The 17,547-nt window shown below is 71.7% G+C and carries 15 protein-coding genes; 7 read left to right on the top strand and 8 right to left on the bottom strand.

Annotated features, from left to right (window positions below):
• Positions 1-2 precede the first annotated feature (2 nt).
• The 6 genes from KME79_RS34350 to KME79_RS34380 are packed head-to-tail and all read left to right on the top strand — an operon-like array spanning position 3 to position 8,243.
• A complete protein-coding gene (locus KME79_RS34350; RefSeq protein ID WP_465263314.1) occupies positions 3-1,217 on the top strand; it encodes a glycosyltransferase in 1,215 nt (404 codons plus the stop codon).
• Complete coding sequence (locus tag KME79_RS34355) at positions 1,214-1,867, top strand: DUF998 domain-containing protein (protein ID WP_219549286.1); 654 nt, start codon at positions 1,214-1,216, stop codon at positions 1,865-1,867. The genes KME79_RS34350 and KME79_RS34355 overlap by 4 nt, the downstream gene beginning before the upstream one ends.
• 46 nt (positions 1,868-1,913) lie before the next feature.
• The gene (locus KME79_RS34360) at positions 1,914-2,651 is read left to right on the top strand and encodes a cytochrome P450 family protein (RefSeq protein WP_219549288.1); all 738 of its coding nucleotides are present in this window, start codon (positions 1,914-1,916) and stop codon (positions 2,649-2,651) included.
• Positions 2,648-3,409 (top strand): isocitrate lyase/PEP mutase family protein, encoded by a 762-nt coding sequence (locus KME79_RS34365; protein WP_219549290.1) that lies wholly within the window; start codon positions 2,648-2,650, stop codon positions 3,407-3,409. Before KME79_RS34360 ends, KME79_RS34365 begins: the two co-directional genes overlap by 4 nt.
• Positions 3,410-3,417: 8 nt before the next feature.
• The gene (locus KME79_RS46610) at positions 3,418-6,699 is read left to right on the top strand and encodes an AfsR/SARP family transcriptional regulator (protein ID WP_281429583.1); all 3,282 of its coding nucleotides are present in this window, start codon (positions 3,418-3,420) and stop codon (positions 6,697-6,699) included.
• 35 nt (positions 6,700-6,734) lie between these two features.
• Positions 6,735-8,243: an MFS transporter gene (locus KME79_RS34380; RefSeq protein WP_219549292.1), complete on the top strand. Its 1,509-nt coding sequence runs from the start codon at positions 6,735-6,737 to the stop codon at positions 8,241-8,243.
• A gap of 21 nt (positions 8,244-8,264) precedes the next feature.
• On the opposite strand, the gene KME79_RS34385 is transcribed toward KME79_RS34380, so the two are convergent.
• From KME79_RS34385 to KME79_RS34415, 7 genes are all read right to left on the bottom strand, one after another.
• Entirely contained in the window at positions 8,265-9,137 is an 873-nt protein-coding gene (locus KME79_RS34385; protein WP_219549294.1) for an alpha/beta hydrolase, read from the bottom strand.
• 54 nt (positions 9,138-9,191) lie between these two features.
• Entirely contained in the window at positions 9,192-10,586 is a 1,395-nt protein-coding gene (locus tag KME79_RS34390; protein WP_219549351.1) for an NAD(P)/FAD-dependent oxidoreductase, read from the bottom strand.
• 158 nt (positions 10,587-10,744) lie between these two features.
• The gene (locus tag KME79_RS34395) at positions 10,745-11,536 is read right to left on the bottom strand and encodes an ABC transporter permease (protein WP_148033737.1); all 792 of its coding nucleotides are present in this window, start codon (positions 11,534-11,536) and stop codon (positions 10,745-10,747) included.
• Entirely contained in the window at positions 11,533-12,384 is an 852-nt protein-coding gene (locus tag KME79_RS34400; protein WP_219549296.1) for an ABC transporter permease, read from the bottom strand. Before KME79_RS34400 ends, KME79_RS34395 begins: the two co-directional genes overlap by 4 nt.
• A 3-nt stretch (positions 12,385-12,387) precedes the next feature.
• Entirely contained in the window at positions 12,388-13,617 is a 1,230-nt protein-coding gene (locus tag KME79_RS34405; protein WP_219549298.1) for an ABC transporter substrate-binding protein, read from the bottom strand.
• A gap of 9 nt (positions 13,618-13,626) precedes the next feature.
• Positions 13,627-14,718 (bottom strand): ABC transporter ATP-binding protein, encoded by a 1,092-nt coding sequence (locus tag KME79_RS34410; protein ID WP_219549300.1) that lies wholly within the window; start codon positions 14,716-14,718, stop codon positions 13,627-13,629.
• 45 nt (positions 14,719-14,763) lie between these two features.
• Positions 14,764-16,197, bottom strand: coding sequence for a gamma-aminobutyraldehyde dehydrogenase (locus KME79_RS34415; protein WP_148033741.1), 1,434 nt, complete (start codon positions 16,195-16,197; stop codon positions 14,764-14,766).
• Between the two features lie 222 nt (positions 16,198-16,419).
• Here KME79_RS34415 and KME79_RS34420 point away from each other — a divergent pair, with 222 nt between their 5' ends.
• On the top strand, positions 16,420-16,914 hold the full coding sequence (locus KME79_RS34420; protein ID WP_148033742.1) for an Lrp/AsnC family transcriptional regulator: 495 nt from the start codon (positions 16,420-16,422) through the stop codon (positions 16,912-16,914).
• Here the strand turns inward: KME79_RS34420 and KME79_RS34425 are convergent.
• Complete coding sequence (locus tag KME79_RS34425; RefSeq protein ID WP_219549302.1) at positions 16,897-17,544, bottom strand: cyclase family protein; 648 nt, start codon at positions 17,542-17,544, stop codon at positions 16,897-16,899. The genes KME79_RS34420 and KME79_RS34425 overlap by 18 nt on opposite strands.
• Positions 17,545-17,547 lie beyond the last annotated feature (3 nt).

Genomic DNA, 17,547 nt, shown 5'->3' on the forward strand with positions numbered 1-17,547 from the left:
CCATGGCGATGCCCCTGCACCGGACCCACCGGGACGCCGGCCTCTCCCCCGCCCCCGAACGCCCCCGGCGGATCATGATCTCGACCGACACGTACCCGCCGGACGTGAACGGCACAGCCTACTTCGCCCACCGGCTGGCCACCGGCCTGGCCGCGCGCGGCAACGAGGTACACGTGGTGTGCCAGTCGGACCTCGGCCCGGCCGGCGCCGACGTGATCGACGGCGTGATCGTGCACCGGCAGCGTTCGGCGCCGCTGCTCGTCCACCCGACGATGCGGGTCGCGGTTCCCGCGCGGCTGGACCGGCTGATGGCCGCCGTCGACCCCGACGTGCTGCACACCCAGGGCCACTTCGTGGTCGGCAGGGCCGCCCTGGCCGCCGCCCGCCGCCGCGGCGTCCCCGTCGTGGCCACCAACCACTTCATGCCCGACAACCTTTTCCAGTTCGGCCACGTCCCCGCCCGGCTGCGGGCGGGCGCGAGCCGGCTGGCCTGGCGCGACTTCGGCCGGGTGTTCGGCAAGGCCGACCACGTCACCACGCCCACCCCGCTGGCCGCCGCGCTCCTGGCCGAGCAGGGCTTCGATCGCGACGTCGAGGCCGTCTCCTGCGGCATCGACCTGACCCGTTTCCACCCGCACGCCGAGCCGAAGGAGTGGGCGCGCAAGCTGTTCGGCCTGCCGGACCGGCCGACCGTGCTGTTCGTCGGCCGGCTGGACGAGGAGAAGCGGCTCTCCGACCTCATCCGGGCGATGCCGTACGTGCTCAACGAGACCGACGCCCAGCTCGCGCTCGTCGGGAGCGGCAACCAGCGCGAGACGCTGGAGACGCTCGCCGCCCGGATCGGGGTGGCGGAGCGCGTGTCGTTCCTCGGGTTCGTGGCCGACGAGAACATGCCGCAGGCGTACGCGGCCGCCGACGTGTTCGCCATGCCGAGCGTGGCCGAGCTGCAGAGCATCGCCACCCTGGAGGCGATGGCGACCGGCCTGCCCGTGGTGGTCGCCGACGCGATGGCGCTGCCGCACCTGGTGAACGGCGACAACGGCTACCTTTTCCCGCCCGGGGACGTGCTGGCTCTGGCCCGCCACCTGACCTCCGTCCTGACCGACGGCGACCTGCGCGACCGGCTCGGCCTGGCCAGCCGCGAGCTCGCGCTCACCCACGACCACCAGACCTCTCTCGCCCGGTTCGAGCAGATCTATGACGAGGTGACGCGATGACCTCACGTGCCGCGACCGCCGCCACCGTCACGGCGGCGCTGGCGTCCGCCGGCGCCCTCGGCTACGCCGAGCTGACGCTGCCCGCCCAGCCGCTGCTCAGCGACTACGCCCTGGTGCCTGGCGGGATGGCGCCGACGTTACTGGGGATGCTCGCGCTGGCGGCGGCGTGCCTGAGCCTGGCGTACGGGCTCGCCACGTCCGACCCTCGCCGCACCGCGGCGACCCGCGTGCTGCTGCTGGCCGCGGCCGCCGGGCTGATGCTCAGCGCGGTCTTCCCGACCGACCCGGGCGAGATCAAGTCTCTGACAGGGGAGATCCACCGGTGGGCGGCGGCCGTGGTCTTCACCACCCTGCCGGTGGCGGGCTGGACGCTCGCGCGCGGGCGGGCACGGGCCGCCCGGTGGAGCGCGGTCCGGGCGCTGGCGGTGACCGCCGGGCTGGTGCTGGCCGTGTACCTGGCGGCGCATCCGGCCTCGTTCACCTCCGGCTGGATCGGCGGTGAGGGCTACTACGGGCTGCTGGAGCGCGCCCTGGTGGTCGCGGACATGGCGCTCCTGGTGGTCATGGCGGCCGCCGGCGCGCGCCCCGCGGCGGTGGCCGTCCCCGCCCGCGAGACCGTCGGGGAACCCCAGGAGCGCCTGGCCGCCTGACGACACTTCGACCGGGGCCGAAACGTTCCCGATCTAGCGTGGACGCATGGTCATCACCCACCGTGCCGAGGCCCTCGCGGTGCTCGCCGACACCCGCTACATCCCGCCTCCCGTCAGGCAGGACGCGCCGGAGGGCACGCTCGCCTGGCTGCGCTCCCACGCCTCCCGGTTCAGCACCGGGGAGGTGCACGCGCGGCGCCGGCGGCTGCTGGAGGAGTCGCTCGACGCCCTCGACCCGGACGCGCTCCGGGACGCCGCCAGGAAGCTGACGCTGGAGCGGGACGGCCGCTGGGAGGGCGTCCCCGTGACAGTGCTCGGCCACGCCCTCGGCGTCCGGGACACCGGCCGGCTGGTGGAAGCCGTGCGCGCCGCCGCCCCCGGCTATCTGTCCGGCGAGGAGACCCCGGAGGCCGACGCGGCCGTCCGCGACCTGATCACCCTCGCCGCCGACGCCGGCCTCGTCCGATCGTCGGTTGCGCTGATCACGTTGCTGCTGCAGGCGCACGACGCGACCGAGGGGCTGGTACGGAACGCGTTGCGTCAGGCCGGGCCCGGCGATGCCGTGGCGCGGGTGCTGGAGCGCACGCTCAGGCTCGACCCGCCGCTCAAGGTGACGCGGCGGATGGACCGGGAGACCGGGGCAGAGGTGCGGATCGATCTGGTCCAGGTCAACCGGGACGCCGGAGCCCACCTCACGTTCGGCGCGGGGGTGCGCCCCTGTCCCGCCCGGCGGCACGCGATGGCGCTGGCCGAAGGAGTCGTGGCGGGGGTGCTGGGACGATGAGCGAGGAGTTCCGGGCGCTGCACCGGCGCGGCGAGCCGCTGCTGCTGCCCAACGCGTGGGACTACGGGTCCGCGGCGCTGCTGGCCCGGGAGGGGTTCGCCGCGATCGGCACCACGAGCCTCGGCGTGTCCGCCGTGCACGGCAGGCCCGACGCCGCCGGGGCAACTAAGGCGGAGACCGTGGCGCTGGCCGGGGCGATCACCGGCCTCGGGGTGATGGTCAGCGTGGACGTGGAAGGCGGGTTCAGCGACGACCCCGCCGAGGTGGCGGAACTGGTCGCCGGGCTCGCCGCGGCCGGGGTCGTGGGGGTCAACCTGGAGGACGGCCGGGCCGACGGCACGCTGCGGCCGGTCCGCCTGCACCAGGAGATCATCGAGGCGGCGAAGGGCCACGGGGTCTTCGTGAACGCCCGTACCGACACGTGCTGGCTCAAGACGGGCGACCCGTCGGAGCGGGTGCGGGCGTACGGACACGCTGACGGGATCTTCGTGCCGGGGCTGAGCGACCTGGGCGCCATCGCCGAGCTGGTGGAGCTGACTCCTCTGCCGGTCAACATCCTGTACCAGCCGGGCGGGCCGGGCCTGGACGAGCTGGCGCGGGCCGGGGTGGCGCGGGTCAGCACGGGGTCGCTGCTGTACCGGGCGAGCCTGTGGGGCGCCCTGTCCACGCTCGCCGCCGTGCGTCCGTCAGGTTCGCGGGAGGAGACCGTTATGCCCAGCTATGGGGACATCACCGCCATGCTGCCGGGACCGCGATAATCAGAGGCATGCGCTTCGAGATCCTCGGCCCCACCGAGGTGCTGGGTGACGACGGGACCGGGATCCCGGTCGGCGGTCCCCGGGTGCGTGCGCTGCTCGCACTGCTCGCGCTGGAGCCCGGGCGGGTGGTCGGGGCCGACCAGCTCGTCGACGGGCTGTACGGGGAGGAGCCGCCCGAGGGGGTGGCGAACGCGCTGCAGTCGCAGGTGTCACGGCTGCGCAGGGCGCTGGGGCGGGACCGGGTCGAGTTCCATCCGGCGGGCTACCGGCTGGTGGCCGATCCGATGGACGTGGACGCGAGCCGGTTCGAGTGGCTGGCCGCCGAGGGGCGGCGGGCGCTGGGGTCCGGCGACGCGGGGCGGGCGTCGGCGCTGCTGCGCGAAGGGCTGGAGCTGTGGCGGGGCGCGCCCCTGGCCGACGCGCCGCACGCCGGCGCGTCGGCGGCCCGGCTGTCCGAGCTGCGCCTCACGGCGATCGAGGATCGGACGCAGGCGGATCTGGAGCTGGGCCGGCATCGCGAGCTGGCCGCCGAGCTGCGCCGGCTCGTCGCCGACCATCCACTCCGCGAGCGGCTGCGCGCCCAGCTCATGCGTGCCCTGTACGGGAGCGGCCGTCAGGCGGAGGCCCTGACCGCGTACGCCGAGGGCCGGCGCATCCTGGACGACCAGCTGGGCATCCAGCCGGGGCCCGAGCTCGCGGCGGCCCACCTGGCGGTCCTCCGCGCCGACCCCGCCCTCGGCCTCGCCACCCTCCCCCTACCGCCCCTCACCCCCACAAGTCCGCAAACCATCACCCCCCGTTCACACGACACCCAACCGGACACACGCGGGCCCCAGACCGGCGGCGATCACGATACGGCGGACGCGCGGGGAGCCCAGCACGCCGGAAGCGGCCCGTGGGAGACCTCCCACACCGACGCCCAGCACGACCGAAGCGGTGGCACTCACCGCGAGCACCGGCCCGATACGGCGCGTCCCGCAGCCGACCGGGGAGACGACGTCCGCTTCACCCAGCTGGACGGGCGCGGAGCCGAGCGCGGTGCGGGCGGAGCCGGGCGCGGTGGGGGCGGAGCCGGGCGCGGTGGGGGCGGAGCCGGGCGCGGTGGGGGCGGAGCCGGGCGCGGTGGGGGCGGCCCGTGGGAGAGCGTGGAGGGCTCCGATGGTGGCCGGGTCTGGGGCGGTCCGGGTGGTGGGGCCGCTGACGTGGGTGGGGGCGTCTCGCGGGGGGTCTGGTCGGGTGGGGCTGGGGTCAAGGTGGGGGTGCGGGCGCAGCTGAGCAGTTTTGTGGGGAGGGGGGAGGAGCTGCGGCAGGTCAGCAGGGAGCTGGGGGCGTCCAGGTTGGTGACGTTGGTGGGGGCCGGTGGGGCGGGGAAGACGAGGCTGGCGCTGGAGGTGGCGGAGCGGGCCGACGGGGACGTGTGCCTGGTTCAGCTTGCCCCGGTGACCGCGGATGCCGAGGTGGCCCCGGCGGTGCTGGCCGCGCTGGGGATCCGGGACCGGCACGGGCCGGAGCTGCCGGACCCCGTGGAGCGGCTGGTGACCGCGCTCGCCGGCCGGGAGCTGCTGCTCATCCTGGACAACAGCGAGCACGTGGTCGAGGCGGCCGCGAGGCTGGCCGACACGCTGCTCGGGTCCTGCCCGGGGCTGCGGGTGCTGGCCACGAGCAGGGAGGCGCTGGGCATCACCGGCGAGTCGCTGGTGCCGGTGTCGCCGCTGCGGCTGCCGCCGCCCGACGCGCGGGACCCGCTCGGCTACCCGGCGGTGCGGCTGTTCGCCGACCGGGCGGCGGCGGTGCGGCCCGCGTTCGCGGTCACCCCCGAGAACGTCGAGCAGGTGGTCCGCATCTGCCACGCCCTGGACGGCCTGCCGCTGGCGATCGAGCTGGCGGCGGCCCGGCTGCGTACGCTGTCGGTGGCGGAGGTGGCGGCGCGGCTGGACGACCGGTTCCGGCTGCTGGCGCGCGGCAGCAGGACGGCGCTGCCGCGCCACCAGACCCTGCGCGCGGTGGTGGCGTGGAGCTGGGACCTGCTGGACGAGGACGAGCAGCGGATGGCCGGACGGCTGACGGTGTTCGCGGGCGGCGCGACGGCGGAGGCGGCCGAGCGGGTGTGCGGGCTGCCCGAGGAGGTGCTGTTCTCGCTGGCGGAGAAGTCGCTGGTGGAGGCCGTCGACGGCCGCTACCGGATGCTGGAGACCATCCGCGCGTTCTGCGCCGAGCGGCTGGCGGAGGCGGGCGAGGCCGAGACGATGCGGGAGGCGCACGCCGCCCACTACCTGGATCTCGCGATCACCGCCGACAACCACCTGCGCCGCGCCGAGCAGCTGGAGTGGCTGGCCCGCCTGGACGCGGAGAGCGACGACCTCAACGCCGCCGTGCGCTGGGCGACCGAGTCGGGCAGGCTGGAGACGGCGCTGCGGCTGCTGGCCTACTGCGCCTGCTACTGGTGGATGCGCGGCCACCGGACGGTCAGCACGACCCTCGCCGCGGAGCTGCTGGAACGCGTCGGCGACGCCGCGCCGGATGGCCTGAAGGAGGAGTACGCCATGTGCGTGCTCGTCGCGGCCTGGACCGGCGTGGGCGATGACTGGCTGGCCGAGCGGCTCGAAGGGCTGCGTCCTTCCCTGCCGACGGACTACATGCCGGCGAAGCTGGAGTTCCTGACTTTGCTGCTGGCCATGTTCACCGGCCCGCCGGAAGGGGTGGCCACGCCTTCGCAACTGCGCGCGCTGACCGCGGCGGTGCCGATGTCGCCGTGGTCGACCGCGCTCACCGGGTGCGGGTACGGGTTCATGCTGCAGGAGTCGGGCGAGCCGGAAAGGGCCGGAGCGGAGTTCGAGCGGTCGCTGGCCGCCTTCCGCGCCATGGGTGAGCGCTGGGGCACCATGCTGGCGCTGTCCGGCCTCGCCGACCTGGCCGCCGAGCAGGAGGACCACGTGACCACGCTGGCCAGGGCGAAGGAGGCGATGGAGGTCGCGCGGCAACTGGGCGCGCTGGCCGACGTCGCGGAGAGCCTGTGCCGGTGCGCCGACGCGCTGGCCCGTACCGGCGATCCGGAGCGGGCGCGTACCGACTACGAGAGGGCGGCGGAGCTGTCCCGCCGCGTCGGCTCGACCGACATCCTGGCCAGGGCGCACTGCGGGCTGGGCGAGGTGGCGCTGGCGGTGGGCGACCTGGCCGCCGCCCGCACGTGGCTGGAGCGGGCCCGCGAGGAGTGCCCGGCGGGCTGGTACAGCGTGAACGACCTGAGGGAGCGGATCGCCGCCGCGCTGGCGGCGGTCAGCGGACGGTAGGCACGCGGTCAGCGCCGGGCGCGACCGTGGTCCGCATGACGAAGAAATGGGCCGGACTCGCGATCTGCTGCCTGGCCACCCTCCTCCTGTCCGTGGACCTCACGGTCCTGCACCTCGCCCTGCCACGGCTGGTCGCCGACCTCGGCGCCTCCTCCACGCAGCTGCTGTGGATCGGCGACATCTACGGGTTCGCGCTGGCGGGCCTGCTCATCACGATGGGCAACGTGGGCGACCGGATCGGCCGCAAGCGTCTGCTGCTGATCGGCGCGGTCGCGTTCGCCGCGGCCTCCGCCGTGACCGCGTACGCGCCGAACCCCGAGCTGCTCATCGTGGCGCGGGCCCTGCTGGGCGTGGCGGGCGCGACGATCATGCCGTCCACGCTCTCGATCATCAGGAACGTGTTCACCGACCCGGCCGAGCGCACCACGGCCATCGGCGTCTGGAGCGGGATGAGCGCGGCCGGGTTCGCGCTCGGCCCGGTGATCGGCGGGCTGCTGCTGGACCACTTCTGGTGGGGTTCGGTGTTCCTGATCAACCTGCCGATCATGGCGTTGATCGTCGTCGTCGGCGTGCGGGTGCTGCCCGAGTCGCGCAACCCGGAGCCGGGGCGCCTCGACCTGATCAGCGTGGCGCTGTCGTTCGCCGGCATCGTGGCCGTCGTCTACGCGGTCAAGGAAGCGGCCGACAAGGGCCTGGCGCACGTGGACGTGCAGGTCACCGGGGTGCTCGGGGTGGCCGGGCTGCTGGTGTTCGTCTGGCGGCAGACGAAGCTGGCCGAGCCGCTGATCGACGTGCGGCTGTTCAGGCGGCGCGCGTTCTCCGCGTCGATCGGCACCAACCTGCTGGCGATCTTCACGATGATGGCCATGTCGCTGTTCTTCGCCTGGTACTTCCAGCTCGTGCTGGGCTGGTCGCCGCTGCAGGCGGGGCTCGCGGGCCTGCCCGGCGGGCTGAGCGGCGCGATCGGCGGCGTGGTGGCCGCCCCGCTGGTGAACCGCATCGGCAGGAACGGGGTGGTGGCGCTCGGCCTGCTGTTGAACGCGGTGGCGTTCTTCTACTACTCCACGATCGGCCTGGAGGTCAGCTACCCGGTCATGGCGTGCGCCATGGTGGTGGGCGGCATGGGCATCGGGCTGGCGTTCACGGTCAACAACGACAACGTGCTGGCCACCGCGCCGAGGGAGCGGGCGGGCGCCGCGGCGGCGGTCTCGGAGACCTCGTTCGAGCTGGGCGGCGCGCTCGGCATCGCGATCCTGGGCACGGTGCTCAACAGCACCTATGCCGGCCGCCTGGAGGTGCCCGCCGGCGTACCGGGCGAGGCTGCGCGCGAGTCGATCGCCGGGGCGCTGGCCACGGCCGAGTCGCTGCCCGCCGCGCAGGCGGGTCAGCTCGTGCTGGCGGCGCGGGAGGCGTTCGTGCAGGCGGTGAACGTCACCGCGCTCGCCACGTCGGCGATGCTGGTCGTCGTGGCGGCGCTCGCGCTGGTGGGGCTCCGCGGCGTGCCCAAGGTCATCCCGGAGGAGGATCTCGTACGCGCGCACTGAGCCCCCGGACGCCGGGCTCGACTACAGATGCGCGTGCAGGAACTCCGCCGTCGCCTCGACGGCCTGCGTCACGTACGGCTCGCGGTCGTACAGGTCGATGTGCTCCCTGGCGTCCAGCCAGACCAGCTTCTTCGGCTCGTCCAGCCGCTTGAACGCCTCCTCGGCGCCCTCGGGCGAGCAGAACCGGTCGGCCACGCCGTGCACGATGAGCGCCGGTTTGGGCGACAGGAAGTCGGCGCCCATCATGTTGTCCATCGTGATCAGTTCGCGCACGCTCGCGCTGGTCACCCGGTTGGCCCAGTGGGCGGAGGCCGAGCGGGCGGTGCCGTAGTAGGCGTACGGCTCCGCGCCGGGCATGGCGGCCTCCCCCTCCTCGGCCACCGCCGGGATGTACGCCACCGGCCCGCCCTGGTCCTGCCGCTCCAGCACGGCGGTGAAGGAGGCCAGGGCCGCCTGGTAGTCCATGCCCGCGCGCATCGTGTACGGGTTGTTGTACGCGCCCGCGATCCCGGCGAACGCCTTCACCCGGGGGTCGAACGCGGCGAACTTGAGCGCGTAGCCGCCGCCCAGGCAGATGCCGACGGCGCCGATCCGCTCCCCGTCGGCCTCCGGCCGCGAGCGCAGGAACGACACCGCCGCGCGCAGGTCGTGCAGCTTGCCCTGCGGGTCCTCGTGGCAGCGCGGCTCGCCGCCCGACTCGCCCCAGTTGCGGTGGTCGAAGGCCAGGGTGACGAACCCTCGGGCGGCCAGCCGCTCCGCGTACAGCCCGGTCACCTGGTCGCGCACGCCGGTGAACGGGCCGGTCAGGACCAGGGCCGGACACGGCTCCGTACTGTCGGGCACCCGCAGCTCTCCCACCAGCGGCACGCCGTCGGCGGCGAATTCGATTCTCATCTCTCCAGTGTGGCGGGAAGGGCCCGCGGCCGGGCCGGCCGCGGGCCCGTGCCGCTAGGAGTCGAAGCCCAGCCCCATCCGGTCCAGCGTGCGCAGCCACAGGTTGCGCTTGCCCTGGTGCTCGTCGGCCTTGGCGATCGACCAGCGGGTGAACTGGATGACGCCCGAGCGGACCGGCTCGGGCGGGAACGGCATCGGCTTCTCCCGTACCATGCGCAGCTCGGTGCGCTCGGTGCGCTGCCCCGACAGCAGGTCCAGCATGACGTTCGCGCCGAACCGGGTGGCGCCGACGCCCATGCCGGTGTAGCCGACCGCGTAGGCCAGGCGCCCGCCGTGCGCCTGCCCGTAGAACGCGCTGAACCTGCTGCAGGTGTCGATCACGCCGCCCCACCGGTGGGTGAAGCGCACGTCGGACAGCTGCGGGAAGGTGTCGTAGAAGTGGCCTGCCAGCTTGACGAAGGTCTCGTCGCGCTGCTCGTACTCCGGCTTGACCAGGCCGCCGTTGTAGTAGACGGCGTCGTAGCCGCCCCACAGGATGCGGTTGTCGTCGGTGAGCCGGTAGTAGTGGAACTGGTTGGCGCCGTCGCCCACGCCCTGCCGGTTGCGCCACCCGATCTCGCCGAGCTGGGCGTCGCTGAGCGGCTCGGTCATCAGCGCGTAGTCGTACACCGGCACCACGAAGTGCTTGAGCCGGCGCAGCAGCGGCGAGAACACCCCGGTGCCGAGCGCGACCCTGCCGGCGGTGACCGAGCCGTGCGGGGTGCGCAGGGTGATCGAGGCGCCGTCGTCGTCCAGTGAGCGCACCGGGCTGCGTTCGTGCACCCGCACCCCGAGCCGCACGCACGCCTCGCGCAGCCCCCACGCCAGCCGGGCGGGGTCGAGCATGGCGCAGCCGCTGCGGTCCCAGAGCCCGCCCAGGTAGGTGGGCGAGTCGATCTCGGCGCGGATCTGCTCCCGGTCCAGCGGCACGTAGTCCAGCCGGAGCTCCTCGATCAGGTCGAGGTGCTCGTACAGGGCGTCGAGCTGCCACTGCTCGGTGGCGACGTTCAGCTCGCCGGTGCGCTCGAAGGAGCAGTCGATGTCGTGGCGCCGCAGCGTCGCCTCGATCTCGTCGAGGTTCTCCACGCCCATGCGTTCCAGCCGCTCGATCTCGTCCGGCCAGCGCTCCAGCCCGTTGGGCAGTCCGTGCGTGAGGGTCGCCAGGCAGAACCCGCCGTTGCGGCCGGAGGCCGCCCAGCCGATCCTGCGCCCCTCCAGCAGCACCACGTCCAGCGAGGGGTCGCGTTCCTTGGCCATCAGGGCCGTCCACAGGCCCGAGAAACCGCCGCCGACGACGACCAGGCCGGCGGTGGTGTGTCCGGAGAGCCGCGGTCGCGGCTCGGGTCTGGCCGGGCTGTCCAGCCAGTACGGCTTGCGCTCCGCGTCAGCCAGCGCCTTCAGCGGATCCACAAATCCCACTTCCCTACGGTGTATGTCAAAAGTCGAAAATTGCGGGACCAAAACGGTGATCACGCGCGGGTTCCCCCCGCCGGAATCCGATCTCGCCTCCCTGTTCTTTGCCGGCAGCGTCGAAACCCCCCGCGCGGTCCGCGGGGGGCTGAGGTCTTTCAGGTACGGCGCCGGGCCGCGACCGCGTTGACGATCGCGATCAGTACGCCCACGCCGAAGATCAGCGTACCCATGACGTTCACCTGCGGCGGGATGCCCGTCTTCACCGAGGCGATGATCCACAGCGGGAAGGTGAGCTCGGAGCCGTTGACGAAGCTCGTCACCACATAGTCGTCGATGGACAGCGCGAAGGCCAGCATCGCCCCGGCCAGCACGCCGGGCATGATGGACGGCAGCGTGACCTGCCGGAACGTGGCCCACGGCCCCGCCCCGAGGTCCTTGGCCGCCTCTTCGAGCGACGGGTCGAGGCTCACCACCCGGGCCCGCACGGTCACGGTCACGAACGCCAGCGAGAACAGCACGTGCGCGATGGTGATCGTGATCTGGTTCCTCGGCACGTTCGCCGAGACGAACAGCGACAGCAGCGAGGCGCCCATGACCAGCTCGGGCGTGGAGATCGCGGCGAAGACCAGGAAGTTCGTCGTGCCCTGGCCGCGGAACCGGTGGCGGCCCAGGGCCAGCCCGAGCATGGTGCCGATGACCACGGTGACGATCGTGCTGGCCACCGCGATGAGCAGCGAGTTGACCAGCGCGTCGCTCAGGTCGGGGATCGCGAAGAGCTCCCCGTACCACTTGAGCGTGAAGCCCTGCCAGGTCGCGTTCGACTTGCTCTGCTTGTCGTTGAAGCCGAACGCGATCATGACGGCGATCGGCGCGACCAGCCACAGGATGATCAGCCAGGTGTAGGCGTGCAGCAGCCGGTCGCCGAATCTCCCGCGGACCCCCCTCATCGGGCCGCCGCCTCTAGGACGTTCTCGGTGCCGAGCACCCTGGCGTACACGAAGATGCCCACGAGCAGCACCGCCATCAGCGTGAACGACAGCGCCGAGGCCGTCGGGTAGTCGTTGTTGACCAGATACTCGGTCTGGATGATGTTGCCGATCATGGTGTTGCCCGTGCCGCCGAGCACCTGGGCGTTGACCGGGTCGGCCGTGGCCGGCACGAACGTCATCAGCACCCCGGCGAACACGCCCGGCAGCGACAGCGGCAGCACCACCTTGCGGAAGGCGGTGCCGCGCGTCGCGTACAGGTCCTGCGCGGCCTCCACCAGGCGCGGGTCCACCCGCTCCAGCGACACGTAGATCGGCAGGATCATGAACGGCAGCCAGTTGTACGTCAGGCCCGCGATCACCGCGAACGAGGTGGCCAGCACGTGGAAGTCGGCGGACAGCACCCCCCAGCTCTTCAGCGTGCCGAGCACGATGCCGTCGTCGGCCAGCAGGAAGCCCCACGAGATCGTCCGCAGCACGAACGACACGAAGAACGGCAGCAGCAGCAGGAACAGGTAGACCGACTTGCGGCTGCCGCCCTTGAAGGCGATCCAGTAGGCGACCGGATAGCCGATCACCAGCATGGCCGCCGTCGCCGTCGCGCCGTAGCCCAGCGAGCGGACCAGCTGGGTGCTGTAGGTGCCGAGGGCGTCGCCGTAGTTGCCGAAGCTGAACGTCATGACGAAGCCGTCGATCACGTTCCCGGTCTGCAGCGACACCGACGCCATCGCCGCCAGCGGCACCACCAGGAAGATCGCCAGCCACATCCAGCTCGGCAGCGCGAGCAGGTAGGGGGTGAGACGCCTCATGGCCTACGCCTGGGTGACGGACTGGAAGATCGGGTTGAACACCTGCTCCTGGGCCGTGGTGAGCGGCGTGTAGCTGTGGAGCTTGGCGTAGTCGGCCTCGGTCGGGAACATCAGCGGGCTCTCGGCCATGTCGAGCAGGGCCTTCTTGTCGTCGCCCGACGCGCTCGCGGCCTTCTCGCGCAGCAGCTCCTGGACGGCCGGCACCGGGGTGACGAACTGGATGAACTCGTCCAGCTCGGCGGCGATCTCCGGCTTGTAGAGGAAGTCCATCAGCATCATGGCGTCGACCGGGTTGGCCGCGCCCTTCGGGATGAGCATGTTGTCGGTCCAGATCGTGCCGCCCTCTTCGGGGATCAAGAACTTGACCGGCTCGCCCGCGAGCTGCCGCTGGAAGACGTCGCCGGACCAGGCCATCGACACCCAGATGTCACCGCGCGACAGGGCGTCGATGTAGTCCTGGTTGTAGTACTTGCGCACGATCCCGGCGTCACGCTGCGCCTGGAGCTTCTCCCCGGCCTTCTTCCAGTCGTCCTCGGTCGACTTCTCCGGGTCGACGCCGAGGGCGATCATGCCGAAGTTGGCGATCTCCTGGGCGTCGGCCATCATGCCGACCCGGCCCTCGTACTTGGCGTCGAACATCGCCTGGATGCTCGTGATGTCGTCCTTGACGTACTTGGTGTTGTACGCGATCCCGGTGAACCCGGAGGCGAACGGCATCGTGTACTTGTTGCCCGGGTCGTAGGCGCGGTTCTTGTACGCCTCGGCGGCGTTGGCCTGGAAGTTCGTCATCTTCGACTGGTCCAGCGTGACCGCGTAGCCCAGCTCGAACATGTGCTGGAGCTGGATGCCGTTGGTCATGACGACGATGTCGTAGCCGAGCGGCTGACCGGCGCGGAGCACGGGGTCGGCCTTGCCGAAGAACTCCGTGTTCTCGTTGATGACCTCCTTGTACTCGTAGGAGATCCCGGTTTCCTGCTGGAACTTCTTCAGCGGGCCGTGGTCCTCGGGCATGTACTCGGGCCAGTTGGCGAAGACGACCTTGCCGTTCTTCTTCTGGCCCGCCCAGTAGTCGGCGACGGCGTCGGCCTTCGGCGGAGCGGCCTTCTGCCCCTGGACGCCACAGGCGGCCAGGGCCAGCCCGGCGGCGGACAGGCCGGCCAGCCGGAAGACGTCACGGCGGGTGCGGGGCTGGGTCATGCCCCGGTACAGGGCGGGGGAATGCAGGCGGTTCATGACGTGCTATCAACTTCCCATCACATATGAGTGCTGCGCCTGCCACGACAGCCAGACGGAGTCGCCCCGCTCCGCCGTGACCGTCGCGTCGTGCGCGTTCTGCTCGAACACCGTGATCTCGTCCCCGTCGGCGAGCCGCACGGCGTAGCTGTTGTAGGTCCCGAGGTAGACGACCTCGGAGACGGTTCCGGGCAGGGCGCTCACGTCACCCGAGGGCTCCTGCTTGGCGAGGGTGATCTTCTCGGGCCGTACGGTCACCGACACCTCGCCCTCCTTGCCGGGCACCAGCACCCGGCCCTCGCCGACCTTCAGCACGCCGCCGGTGGCGGTGCCCGTCAGCAGGTTGGAGGTGCCGATGAAGCCGGCCACGAAGGTGGTCGCCGGCCGCTCGTAGATCTCGCGCGGCCCGGCGAGCTGCTCGATGAGCCCGTCCTTCATGACGGCGATCCTGTCGCTCATGGTCAGCGCCTCGTTCTGGTCGTGCGTCACGTACACGAACGTGATGCCGACCTCGCGCTGGATGCGCTTGAGCTCCAGCTGCATGGCCTGCCTGAGCTTGAGGTCGAGCGCGCCGAGCGGCTCGTCGAGCAGGAGCGCGCGCGGCCGGTTGACCAGCGCGCGGGCCAGCGCGACGCGCTGCTGCTGGCCGCCGGACATCTCGCGCGGGCGGCGCTTCTCGCGGCCGGTCAGGTCGACGATCTCCAGCATCTCGCCGACCCGCCGCTTGATCTCCTCGCGCGACGTCTTCTTCTGCTTCAGCCCGAAGGCCACGTTGTCCCACACGCTCATGTGCGGGAACAGGGCGTAGGACTGGAAGACCATGTTCACGTCGCGCTTGTTCGGCGGGACGTCGGTGACGTCCCGGCCGTGCAGCCGGATCACGCCCTTCGACGGCTCCTCGAACCCGGCGATCATGCGCATGGTGGTGGTCTTGCCGCAACCGGACGGGCCGAGGAGGGAGAAGAACTCCCCCTCGGCGATGTCCAGCGTCACGCCTTTGACCGCCTGGACGACCTCGCCATGCGAGACGTACTCCTTGAGGACGTCCTCCAGCTCGATCGCACGGTCAGTTGGAGTGTCGATCGGACTCTGATCGGCCATGTCGGGGGGATTCCCTTTGTGCGTGCTTTATCGTGATTTTTTGGGCTATTCGCCGATGAAGTGCATGACGTGCTTCACCCTGGTGTAGTCATGCAGGCCGAACACTGACAGGTCCTTGCCGTACCCGGAGTGCTTGAAGCCGCCGTGCGGCATCTCCGAGACGAACGGGATGTGGGTGTTGACCCAGACCACGCCGAAGTCGAGCTTGTTCGACATCCGCATCGCGCGGCCGTGGTCGGAGGTCCACACGGAGCTGCTGAGGCCGTACCTGACGTCGTTGGCCTTGGCCAGCGCGTCGGCCTCGTCGGTGAACGTCTGGACGGTGATGACCGGGCCGAACACCTCGTTCTGCACCATCTCGTCGTCCTGCTTGAGGCCGTCGACGACGGTGGGGGCGAAGAAGTAGCCCCGGTCGCCGACCCGCTGCCCGCCGGTGAGCACCTTGGCGTGCGCGGGGACGCGGTCGATGAAGCCCTGCACCCGGGCGAGCTGGGTCTCGTTGTTGAGCGGGCCGTACAGCGCGTCCTCGTTGGACAGGTCGCCGGTCACCGTGGCGGCGGCGGCCTCGGCCAGCGCGGCCACGAACTCGTCGTGCACGCTCTCGTGGACGAGCACCCGGCAGGCGGCGGTGCAGTCCTGGCCCGCGTTGTAGAAGCCGGCCACGGCGATGTCCTCGGCCGCCTTGCGCAGGTCCTTCACGTCCTCGAAGATCACGACAGGGGCCTTGCCGCCGAGCTCCAGGTGGACCCGCTTCAGGTCGTCGGCGGCGCTCCTGGCCACCGACATGCCCGCGCCGACCGACCCGGTGATCGCCACCATCGCGGCGGTCGGGTGGCTCACCACGGTGGCGCCGGTCTCGCGGTCGCCGGTGATGACGTTGAAGACGCCGGGCGGGAGCACGCTGCCGACGATCTCGGCGAGCTTGAGCGTGGCGACCGGGGTGGTGTCGGACGGCTTGAGCACCACGGTGTTGCCGGCCGCGAGCGCGGGGGCGATCTTCCACACCGCCATCATCACCGGATAGTTCCACGGCGTGACCTGGCCGATCACGCCGATCGGCTCGTGCCTGATGACGCTGGTGTGGTCGGCGAGGAACTCCCCGGCCGTCGGGCCCTCGAGCGTGCGCGCGGCGCCCGCGAAGAAGCGGAAGTGGTCGGCCGCCACCGGCGTCTCGTCCTCGGCCATGCGGGCGCGCGGCTTGCCGGTGTTGCGGCACTCCGCCTCGTTGATCTCGTCGGCCCGCGCCTCGATGGCGTCGGCGACCTTGAGCAGCAGGTTCGACCGCTCTCCCGGCGTGGTGGCGCCCCACGACTCGAACGCGGCGGCGGCCGCCGCGTAGGCGGCGTCCACGTCCTCGGGGCCGGAGATCGGGGCCTGGAGGTAGGCCTCGCCGGTGCAAGGATCGATGACGTCGGAGAATCGGCCGCTCTTGGCGTCCACGAACTCACCGTTGACGAAGTTCTGGAGACGGACGGTCAAGGGATGACCTCCTGGTGAGATGGCTTACTGGTGTCGCAGGTGGCGAGATGCCGCGACTCTTACAGAGTAACCGCATCTGAACAAGGGATTTCGTGGTGAAGATATCAAATTGCTACGAATTCGCTTGACAGACCGCCGAGAACTGAAAGCATGTCGCACCAGGACGGCAACCCGGCGGGAACGCCCCCGTAACATGCCGGACCGCTTGGAGGATCCCTCGACATGACGACGCCGCCGCGCGTACGCCGCAGCAAGGACGCGGCATCCGGACCGGTCGTGCTGGACGAGCTGTCCAAACAGATCATCGAGCAGCTCCAGTCCGACGGGCGCAAACCGTACGCCGCGATCGGCAAGGCCGTCGGCCTGTCGGAGGCGGCGGTCCGCCAGCGCGTCCAGCGCCTGCAGGACGCGGGCGTCATGCAGATCGTCGCGGTGACCGACCCGCTCACGCTCGGCTTCCCGCGCCAGGCCATGATCGGCGTCACGTGCGAGGGCGACCTGGAGTCCGTGGCCGACGAGCTGGCGGCGATAGAGGAGATCGACTACGTGGTGCTCACCGCCGGCTCCTTCGACGTCATCGTCGAGGTGGTGTGCGAGGGCGACCGTCACCTGCTGGAGATCCTCAGCAAGATCCGTGCCATACCGGCGGTGCGGGCCACGGAGTCGTTCGTCTATCTGAAGCTGCGCAAGCAGACCTACTCATGGGGCACCCGATAGCCGGGCCACGGCCCTGACCGGCGCCCCGTCGGCGCCCGCGAGCCGGATCGGCAGCATCGACACCTCGACGGCCCGTCCGGCCGCCTGCGCGTCCAGCAGCCGTCCGAGCCCGGTGAGGTTCTCGGCGATCACCGCGTGCGCCCCGCACAGCACCCGGTGCGCGGGAAAGTCCTCCGCCGGGGTGGGATCGACGCTCAGCGCGTCGATCCCCACGGTCCGCACGCCCCGCTCCACGAGCAGCCGCGCCGCCTCCTCGGTCAGGTGCGGATGGTCGAGGTACGCGGGAGTCCCCCAGTGGGCCGACCACCCGGTGGCGACGAGCACGATCCGGCCCAGCTCGCCCCTGAAGAGGCCGGGCCCGATCGCCGCGCCCGGGGCGAGCCCCCGGGCGTCGACCGTCACGGCGGGCCCCACGAACCTCTCCAGCGGCAGCTCGTCCAGGTCGGGCAGGGCGTCGTCCAGGTGGAACGGCGCGTCCACGTGGGTACCGGACTGCGAGCCCAGGTGCACGGCCAGGACGTTGACCCCGTCGCGGCCGGCGGTGAGCGCCGGCTCGATCGTCACCTCGGGGTCGCCCGGGTAGACGGGCATCCCGGTGACGATCGGCACCGACAGGTCGACCAGCTCCATGAC

Origin of the sequence: Nonomuraea harbinensis (assembly GCF_019396385.1) — a bacterium.
In the GTDB taxonomy this organism is placed as follows: domain Bacteria; phylum Actinomycetota; class Actinomycetes; order Streptosporangiales; family Streptosporangiaceae; genus Nonomuraea; species Nonomuraea ferruginea.